The sequence below is a fragment of the Bacteroides caecicola genome (genome assembly GCF_023337095.1).
Classification (GTDB): domain Bacteria; phylum Bacteroidota; class Bacteroidia; order Bacteroidales; family Bacteroidaceae; genus Phocaeicola; species Phocaeicola gallinarum.
In genome coordinates this window covers 45,300-53,673 of record NZ_JAMBLM010000016.1, presented here as the reverse complement: position 1 = coordinate 53,673, position 8,374 = coordinate 45,300, and the positions used below count along the sequence as shown (strand labels likewise).

At 44.8% G+C, this 8,374-nt stretch carries 8 protein-coding genes; all 8 read right to left on the bottom strand.

The window, feature by feature from the left end; translation table 11 throughout:
* Positions 1 to 258: DUF3853 family protein (locus tag M3085_RS12745; protein WP_249053192.1), on the bottom strand; the 258-nt coding region annotated here is incomplete at its 3' end.
* A 220-nt stretch (positions 259 to 478) separates the two neighbouring features.
* The gene (locus tag M3085_RS12740) at positions 479 to 1,498 is read right to left on the bottom strand and encodes a hypothetical protein (protein ID WP_249053191.1); all 1,020 of its coding nucleotides are present in this window, start codon (positions 1,496 to 1,498) and stop codon (positions 479 to 481) included.
* 7 nt (positions 1,499 to 1,505) lie between these two features.
* Complete coding sequence (locus M3085_RS12735) at positions 1,506 to 2,801, bottom strand: YhcG family protein (RefSeq protein ID WP_249053190.1); 1,296 nt, start codon at positions 2,799 to 2,801, stop codon at positions 1,506 to 1,508.
* A gap of 70 nt (positions 2,802 to 2,871) precedes the next feature.
* Complete coding sequence (locus tag M3085_RS12730) at positions 2,872 to 4,158, bottom strand: site-specific integrase (RefSeq protein ID WP_249053189.1); 1,287 nt, start codon at positions 4,156 to 4,158, stop codon at positions 2,872 to 2,874.
* A 370-nt stretch (positions 4,159 to 4,528) separates the two neighbouring features.
* Entirely contained in the window at positions 4,529 to 4,978 is a 450-nt protein-coding gene (locus M3085_RS12725; RefSeq protein WP_249053188.1) for a GNAT family N-acetyltransferase, read from the bottom strand.
* Positions 4,979 to 5,046: 68 nt separating this feature from the next.
* Positions 5,047 to 5,811 carry a helix-turn-helix domain-containing protein gene (locus tag M3085_RS12720; protein ID WP_249053187.1) on the bottom strand — a complete coding sequence of 255 codons (765 nt, stop codon included), beginning with the start codon at positions 5,809 to 5,811 and terminating at the stop codon, positions 5,047 to 5,049.
* A 484-nt stretch (positions 5,812 to 6,295) separates the two neighbouring features.
* Positions 6,296 to 7,381, bottom strand: coding sequence for a glycosyltransferase family 4 protein (locus tag M3085_RS12715; RefSeq protein ID WP_249053186.1), 1,086 nt, complete (start codon positions 7,379 to 7,381; stop codon positions 6,296 to 6,298).
* Positions 7,354 to 8,370: a hemolysin activation protein gene (locus M3085_RS12710; RefSeq protein ID WP_249053185.1), complete on the bottom strand. Its 1,017-nt coding sequence runs from the start codon at positions 8,368 to 8,370 to the stop codon at positions 7,354 to 7,356. Before M3085_RS12710 ends, M3085_RS12715 begins: the two co-directional genes overlap by 28 nt.
* Positions 8,371 to 8,374 lie beyond the last annotated feature (4 nt).

The following is an 8,374-nucleotide window of genomic DNA, read 5'->3' as shown; positions in this document are numbered from 1 at the left end:
GTCCACGATAATCTTGCGCCCTATCTGGGTGATAGCCTTGTCTATTTTTCCGCTTTTCTTTATGCGGTTGGCGGTGGGCAGGCTGCATCCGAACAGTCTGGCTATGCCGGGTATTCCGTACACATACTTTCTGTTTGTGTCCGTTACGGGCTGTGGCTGCGCTTCCGTCTGAACGGAAGCGTGTCTGCTTAACATGATGAACTCTTCACCCGTCATCTGCCAGACGGGTTTGGATAATAATTCTTGTAGATTTTGCATAGTTCTACTTTTTTGATTCAACAATCAGCCCTGCGCACTGGCTGTTATTTCTGTTCTCGAACGGTGCAAAATTAGGTAGGGTTATGGGTGGTAAGGATGGGGACGGTATAATCCGATCATCGCTGTATCTTATTGAATATCAGAAAATAAAAATACCACTCAAAAATTAATTTGAGTGGTAAAAGTGGAACTTTCGTAAAGAATCAGGATATATCACGGATTATCTGAATATATGTTTCATTTCCTTGGCGAATTTCTGGTTGCTGTCACTCGGAAAATCGGAAACAGGCTCCTTGTACTTGGACTTGTAGTAGCTGTCGTCAATATCCAGCAGTCCCAGTATTCCGGCTTTCCATTTGTCCCTGTCCTGTTTGGGGAGCTTTTCGCTCATCAGAAATATCAGATAGCATACACGGATCTTCTCTCTCGGTTTGGTTTTCAGCTTGCAGTTGCAGGGGTGCAGGTTCATGTTGGCATAGAAATCCGGTGCGGAAATTTCTTCGAACTGTTCTCCCACACATACTTCATGGATGAGAGATAGCAATTTCATGCTGAAATATTCTTGTTGTTCGCCCGTCGTTTCTTTCTGGCTGACGGGTTTGCCCGGCTCGTCCTGTCGTTTCCCGTCAGGAATGTATTTCTTCAATATGTCCAGAAAAAGGCAGCTTTGACGGTATATGTCCGCACAACGGTTCTTCATATATTGGAATGCCTCTTTCCTTGCTGCCTTTTGTTGGTCATAGAGTTCGTTCAGTATAGCTCTTTCCTTGTCATATTCAGCCTTGCAGCGTTCATATTCTTTCTCCGCCTGTTTTTCCTCTTCGGCAGTATGTTCCCTATAGCCAATGGAATCATACCTGTTGTTGGCTTCATTCAGCGGCTTGCTCAGGCTTCTTGTGACATCCAGTTGGGCTTTAATTTCAAGGGAATACCTTTCCATATGTTGATAACAGGCACGTTCTATCGCACTGTCACTTATGGGGTGCGTTTCATAGGCCTGTATGCTCTTTTCTATTTCGGTTTTCAGGCTGTTGAGTATCAGAGTGTATTGTTCTTTTTGCCTGTCAAGCACCAGTTCAAGGATGGCGGCTTCAAAAGATTTTGTGTCACTATATTCCTGATAGAAATCGGAAATGAATTTCTGCCTGTCAAAAGAGAAAACGCGATTGTCTATATAGTCCCTGTATATTCTGTTGAGTTCTCCGTATCGGGGGATTATCGTTTGTATCTTGTCTGCCATAGGTGTCTTACTTTTGTTTGTTCTTTTCATTGTCAAGAAGCATTGTCAGTTCTTCTTCCACCTGTTCTATGCTCGGCAACGCAGATTTCAGATTTTCGGGTACTGCCTTGCTGAGTTGGTAGTCGCTGATGCCGATAGGCTGGTCATAGCCTGTCAGCGCATACTGCGCTACAATTTCATCCTTGCCCTTGCATAGCAGCAGCCCGATGGTCTTGTTGTCATTCTCTCCCCTCAGTTTGTCGTCCACCACATTAATGTAGAAGTTCAACTGTCCTGCGTATTCCGGTTTGAACGGGGTGGCTTTCAGTTCCACAACTACGTATGCATGGAGCTTTATGTTGTACAGGATTAAGTCGGCATAGAAATCGCTGTCGCCAATCTGGAAATGCTTCTGCCTTGCGACAAAGGCGAATCCGTTGCCCATCTCCAACAGGTAACGGGTAACGTGCTTCACCAGTTGTTCCTCTATGTCCCTTTCGTCCGCACGTTCTTTGGCTCCAGCCAAGTCAAAGATATACGGGTCTTTTAACAGGTAGTTGGCAAGGTCGCTTTGGGGTGCAGGAAGCGTGGCGATAAAATTGTTGACCTTGTGGCTGTTGATTTGCCGTTCAAACAATTTGCTTTCAATCTGCATTTTCAGGACATTGCTGCTCCAGCCCATTTCCACGGATTGCTTCATATACCAGTATTCCACACCCAACGGAAGCGAACTGTTCAGCAGAATCACATGGCTTGCCCAATTGATTCTTGCAACAGGTGATGCAAGGAACAGTTTTTCCATGTCCTCTATCGGCATCCGGTAAACGGCGGCTACTGTCTGGGCTACATCCTGAATTTGTGCAAGAGGTTCTTGCACAATTGCAACTCCCTTGTTGTCTGAGGATTGTATTTGCGCAAGAGGTTCTTGCGTAAATGAAACATTGTTCAGGCTTTGGATTTCATCCGTGATTCTTTGCACACTTGGAGTAATCAATTTCGCATCGGTTTCGATGAAACTCCGTAATGCACTCAATGGATATGAACGTGCGAACTGGCACATATAAGCCAAGTTCCTGACCGAATATCCTTTTTTTTCGGGATAATTGAACCGTATCGCCTGCGCCAGTTTCTTGATGACCTTGCCGCCCCATCCTTGCAGGTTTTGATGGTACAATATGTAGTTGCCCATCTTCCAGTAATGGAACAGCATCTGCGCATTGGCTGCACTGATGAGCCGGACTTGCGCCTGCTCTATTTCCGAACCGATGGCATTGACGAAAGCCTCGAAACTTCTTTTCTCTATATTGTTATCGTTGTTGCTCATTGTTGTATGCTTTGAAAGTCACAAAGGTAAGCCAAATTACAGGCTTTCCATGAAACTTGATGATTGTTTTTTACAGTTGGTTGAATTTGTTCATCGCATTGGCTTTCACATCATCAGCGATGTCAATGTAGGGTTTCATCGCCTTGTAGTCGCTGTGTCCCGTCCATTTCATGACCACCTGAGCCGGAATGCCGAGAGCCAAGGCATTGCAGATAAAAGTCCTTCTTCCGGCATGGGTGCCCAGCAATGCGTATTTGGGTGTAATGGTATCTATACGCCTGCTCCCTTTATAATAGGTTTCACTCACAGGCTCGTTGATTTCGGCAAGCTCGCCCAATTCCTTCAAATAATCGTTCATCTTCTGGTTGCTGATGACCGGGAGAGCCTTATGCCCCTCAAACTCCACATTTTTATATTTATCCAGTATCGCCTTGCTGTGGTTGTTCAGCTCGATGATAAGCCTTTCGGCGGTCTTTACGGTGGTGATTTCTATATATCCGTCCCTGATGTCGCTTTTCTTCAGGTTATGCACATCAGAATACCGAAGCCCGGTGAAGCAGCAGAACAGAAAGACATCCCTCACCCGTTCAAGATACTGTTTGGTTTCAGGTATCTGATAGTTCTTGAGTTGGTTCAGTTCTTCCCATGTGAGGAATATCACTTTTTTCGGGGTACTCCGCAGTTTTGGATTGAAATCTTCGTAGGCATTGTTCATGCAATACCCTTTCTTGGTACACCAGCGCAGGAACCATTTCAGATAGGCGACCTGTTTCATGATGGATGTGTTCCGCATATCTTCGGTGTCTTTCAGGAAATTCACATACTTTGTCAGCTTGGGTTCGTCCAACGATTCAAAAGTCAGTCCCTTGTCAAACTTTTCAAGATGTTTCCTGACTGCGGCAAATTTCTCATAGGTGGCATCAGACCAGCCGTTTTGCGTGCCGCACTCCTTGATGAACTCATCAAACACCTCCAAAGGCAGAAATACCACCGAAGCCTGCTCCTCATCTTCCTTTTTTCCATTGTGCAATCTGTTGAACGCGTCCTTTACCTGCTCGGTAGTGGGCATGAATCCCTGCACCTCGAACTCCTTGAAGATATTCTGTATTTCGGTGTAGTATTTCAGCAAATCCGCATTGATTTCCGATGCGCTTTGCTTCAGTTTGTTGGTGCATCCGTTCTTTACCCGCTGCTTGTCGGCATCCCATTTGGCGACATCAATGCGGTAGCCCGTTGTGAACTCAATGCGGTGGCTGGCGAAAACCACACGCATACGGATAGGGACATTCTCCACGATTGGCACTCCGTTCTTCTTCCGGCTTTCCAATGAAAAGATGATGTTTCGTTTGATATTCATAATTGGGTGCGTTTGAAATTCAACACCCAAATATACACCCAATAATTGAAATAGCAAAAGGTATTTAATGATATTTAGTAATATAGCCGATTTATAACAACTTGATTATTATCAGTATATTGCAGTTTTATGAGATTTCTTGATTGTGTAAGTTAAAGTCCCGTACGCACCGCAACAGAAATTAAAATCCCTTGAAGGTTAATTCCTTTCAAGGGATTTTTCTTTATGGGTCTCTATCGGGAGCCCATTACTCTGAATTTTTCCATATTCAAAGCCACTTCCATCCAGAACCTTCGCTCCTGAATTACCTTATTGAAATAATCAAACGCATAAGGGACTCTTTTTGCAATTAGATAGACGTCTTGTTCCTTTAAATATTTCTACTTAAATAAACCATATCCTTTAGTTGTACACCATCCTCATAAATGGGATGATCATAGTTTTCTATAAAAAAGTTTTTCACCCGATGCGAATAAGTAAAATCACAATGCTTGTAAAAGCCTACCGTAACATCAACATCTCCTGTCCCAACAAATAGTATACGGTATTTTTCAGAATAGAACTTACATACATACTCAATCATGCGCTTACCATACCCTTTCCCTTGTTCCTCTTTCAGCACAGCAAGATTTTTTAATTCCACAACATTATCGCCCTCAACCGTTACCACGGCTACAGCAATTGCTTTTTTATGCTCATCTTGCAAAACAAACATATCGCCACGCTCCAAATAACGGTCAATCATCTCCTCCTGCTCATCGGCAAGAAGTAAGAGGTCAAGATACTGCTTTTTCTTTTCTGTTATTTGAACTATATACATAACATCACTTTTAGCTATTTATAAATTGAGATTTACCAATCGCTCGTTTTTATCTGATGAAACCAAAGCTATTCACGGTCAGTAAACATTCGTCTATATTCGGTAGGAGTCTTACCTGTTTGCCGTTTGAAAAATTTAGTCAGCGTAGCCTGATCGGGGAAACAAAGGTCATCAGCTATTTGCGAGATAGAGTTATCCGTATCTTCCAACTGCTGAATGATGGCTCCGGTCAGTGTGGTACAGATATGGTCATACGCTGTTTTTTGAGAACAGTCTTTTACTACACGGTTCAAATATTGTGGCGTTACACAGAGTTTTGAAGCGTACCAACTGACGGAATGTCCTTCGCGGACATCTGTAAACAATAATTTTATGAATTGCTTGAACAGCGTATTCCTGCGTTCTTTTTCTGTATGTCCTTTGCTTTCATCTTCTTGCCGAATGTATTCGTTTGCCATATCCATCATAAACATCCAGAGTGCACATTTTACCATTTCCGCCTGAAAACGATGGGTATGATCTGCAAAAATCCCCTGTATAGCCTCTATCCTTTGCAAAAAGAGTTTGATGCCTGTAGGCGACTGAAAACTCATGGGACACATTTTTATCTTCTGCACGTATGAGGGCGGAAATGGAGGTGTCTTTTTTAGCAGGGATGACATGAACGGTTCTTTTAAAAACAACATATATGCTTGGGCATCGCAGGATATCTCCAGAATATCCAGAAAACGGCTGTCGAGGAAATTGGCAAGACAGTCTTCAGTCAGCAAATATGGTTTGCCGTCTGAGTTTAACTTTATCTCTCCTTTCCGCACCAGAATATGTATAATCATATTAGAACCGTTTCCCTCCAAACGGAATCTTTTTTCAATCCTGTCGCCGTTTATTTTCCACAACAGAAAACCCTCTTTTATCAAATAGCAATTATCTTGCTTTCCTCCGAAATCCATGAAATCCATAGTTGTAACTGAATAATGCTGACGAGGCAAATAATACAAAATCAGTTGGGATTACCAGTCCAAAGACAATGTGATAAGGTTCATCTACGGTCAGAATAACATGTGGTATCGTATGAACAACAAAAAAACGAGTACATTCTTGAAGCAAACGACGGGATGGCAATACGTGTGGTATCCTATCGGTCAAGCTATGACTCATTGCATGTAACAATCAACCGGTTTTGCATAGAAGAATACGAAGAAAACTAACCCAGATTTAACCTCAAAATACTATGGGTAGCGTTACTTAACTCAAGCGGATGCGTTTACCCATTCTACCCGTAGAGTTTACGCTCTCTATGGGTAGAATTTTGCACGCCTATTCCGAGCGGAATTTCAGCAACGTGTTGGCTATCTCTCCGCTGAATATCTCCAAGTTAAAGCGTTCCTCTGCCAAGCGGCGGGCGTTGCGCCCCATGCGTTCGGCTTCTTCGGGATGGGCGGTGAGGTAACGGATGGCATTTACCCATCCTTCGGTGTCGCCGTAGGGAACGGTGATGCCTATTTCTTCCTTGTCGATATCCATTTCGAAATACGGGTTACGGGTGCAGATAACGGGCATTCCCAATGCAAAAGCCTCAACCAGCGTGGTCAGTCCCACCGTATATGGATAATCGAGACAACAAATAACAATGAAACGTGCTTCTGCCACTTTGCGTGCAAGTACGTAAGGTATCACTCCTTCGGTGTAATGGATGCGGATGTTCTGAGGCAGACAGAGGCTGTCGGCTATCCGGCGGTAAGAGATGCCGTTACTTTCTTCGGCGATATATACTTCTAACTCTTCGTTTGTACGAGCAAAGGCTTCAAGCATGGTTTTCACGTCGCGGCGTTCTTTACCCGTGGATATAAAGCCGTGACGCGATAGGGAAACAGGAAGTTCGCCCAACAGATGGTCGTAGAAAGCGAGATCGGGTCCCCAATGTATCAGTTGCAACTTGCTTTCGGGCACTTTACGTGAGGCGATAGAGTCTTGTATCAGTTTGCGGCTGAAAAGAAACATCTGGTCGAGTCCGCGATAGAAGAAACGGGAGACTGCTTCCCTGAAACGGTTTGACGCGCGGCTTACTGCCGAATGATGCCAAATCACCACGGGCTTGCGGTACAAGCCGAGGGCGCGGAGAAAAACAATCAACTCCAACCCGCGGAAAGAAGTGCCGTAAAGCACATCGTACTTCTCACGACAGCACAGAATCTTCCGGGTGGTATAAAGCATGAGTTTCCAGCGCGAGGCAAATGCTTTGTAAGGGTGCATCACCGAGCGGATGCCGTATTTCTCCAGCAAGGGAAGCCCGTAAAGGATATGTCCCGGGAAGCGGAATTGTTTCCACTCTTCGTAACTTTCGCGCGTAAGGCGGGTATGATAGAAATAAATAGTCAAAGGTGTCGGTCTCTTTTCAGCCATTTGTTGATTCGGTTTATGATTGCTTTGCGGATGATGGTAAAGTTGCCGTAACGCACGTTAAGGAACAGCTCTTCAAACGAACGTCCGATTTTTATCCACGGATGCCGCCAGCCCATGATGCGGTAAACGCTTTCTTTATAAGCGGTATGCTCAATGATGTAACGCGGATGTTTCAACGGGAAATCGACCTCATAGCGTTTCATTGTGAAGATTCTCCGGTAACCGCGCGGCAGGGTATGGATGGAATTCCCGAAATGTACCGAGTCGGCAGTGGCTCCGAGGTTATTTATCATGTTGCGCGTGGGTACGATGCTCAGCCCCGAACCAAACAGTATGGAAGCGTGGAAGATGGTTTCGTAATAAGGTTTCCCGTGCTCGCGGTGGCGCTGACACATGTAGACGAAGTCTTTCCGGTAACGCCGCGTGTCAATCAGGTTCTTCAACTGCTTCATGCTGAAAGCATCGTCAAGAAAAGAGTAATGCTCATCCCACTGGTCGATGACACGACGCCAGCTTGCCCATCCCCAAATTGAGAACGTAGTGGCAAAAAAGTAATCGTAAGGCACATCGGGCGTTGTTTCTTCGTTGTTGAACCCGGCTATCATGCTGATGCGCGTATCGTTTTCATACTTATCAAGCAGTTCTTTACAGAAACGGAAAAAGCTGACCGAGGGTACGTCATCGTCTTCCAGCACGATGCACTTGTCTGCCATTGAAAATGCCCATTTCTGTGAGATGTACTCCGAAGGGTCGCATCCGTAGTTGCGCGTCTGATAGAGTCGGTGTACTTCACATTCCCAATCAATATCCGCCACTACTTTACGACATGCCTCTATGCCGGGCAAGTCTTTCTCATTGCGCGGCCCGTCTTGGTAAAGAAACAAGCGCGAGGGGCGGGCTTTCTTTACTTGTTCGAACACTTGACTCAACTGATTCGGACGATTGAAAAAGAGAATCAGTACGGCTACGTCTACAAGAGCATTTTTCATATCG